The 1,105-nt window shown below is 58.8% G+C and carries 2 protein-coding genes; both read right to left on the bottom strand.

All coding sequences use genetic code 11. The features are described 5' to 3' along the window. Window positions 1-176: 176 nt before the first annotated feature. Window positions 177-464 (bottom strand): contact-dependent growth inhibition system immunity protein, encoded by a 288-nt coding sequence (locus tag AB4Z27_RS29095; protein WP_144203685.1) that lies wholly within the window; start codon window positions 462-464, stop codon window positions 177-179. 4 nt (window positions 465-468) lie between these two features. Next, window positions 469-1,105, bottom strand: a 637-nt coding sequence (locus AB4Z27_RS29100; protein ID WP_441645997.1) for an RNase A-like domain-containing protein, incomplete at its 5' end; no start/stop codon positions are given.

Here is a 1,105-nt window from a genome sequence, read left to right on the forward strand (position 1 = left end):
CCCCCATGAAAAGAGAGGCCCGACGCTACCGACCCAGCGCCAGCGCACTATTGAGATGGCGCAAACCCACGCGGGAACAAGGAAATTTCGAGAGGACTACGATCGCTGACGCCAGCGTATCGCTCCCCTCTCCCCGCCCGGGTTGGAATGAAGAAGGGCGCCAAGGCGCCCTTTTTTTATAGGCTGGTGTGAATGAGATGCTCGACTTTCCGGAGGAACGCCTCGTGGCTGATTCCCCAGTCGATCTCTTCACCAAACTCCCTGCGATAGGCTTCTTCGATCGCGCCACGGTTTTCAGCCATGAACCTCTCAATATCCTGAATCACCCTCTTCCGCGTAGCGGGATCGGATTCCGAGATATATACCGCGATCAGATCCTCGATGCTGTCCCCAAACATATCGAAGTCCTGATTGAAATAGGCCCCAATCAACTGCCATAGCTCCGGGTATCGGGAATCAGTCATAAAATCAGCTTATCGGAAATGCTGTCAGTACGAAGTAGGGCATTCCATTGTATTGCTCTCGCAATAGCACCACGCGAACTTTGCGAGCATCCTCCAATCTGCCCGTCGTCCGCAAAACAACCTTGCCAACAGGTTTGATCGTAGCGGCATCGAAGCGCAGCTTTGCCGCCCCGTAGCCCGCCGCCCATGTCTTTATCTGGCCACTATGGGCGCGCAACGCCTCCGAGATGGCGAACTCGGCTGTGCGCAGGTCCGTGAACGATAATGCCGCCGTTAACCGGGGCCCCTGCATCAACCTCGCTCGCAATTGCGCCTCCGTTTTCCCCACGTGCTTCGCAATCGTGTGCCCACCGGGACCTTTCAGCGATTTCGCCTCATGCTGCACCAGGTAAATCCGCCCGGCGGTAATGCTCGCCACCCGCGCGGCCTTCAGCATGCCGGCGAGGCCGAATCCCACACCAATATCCAGCGACAGCCCGATATTGCCGGCCAGTCCGGCGGCGCCCGCATGGTCTCTGCGAGCTTCGTTGCGCCCTGCTGAGTCAGTGTTGCAGTGTCGTGCCCGGTCCAGGCTTGTCGCATGCCGCGCCAGGCCGTGTCCGCGCCATGCATGCCGAACGCGATACAGCCAGCTTTCGTCA

Origin of the sequence: Cupriavidus sp. KB_39 (genome assembly GCF_052114485.1) — a bacterium.
Taxonomy (GTDB): Bacteria; Pseudomonadota; Gammaproteobacteria; order Burkholderiales; family Burkholderiaceae; genus Cupriavidus.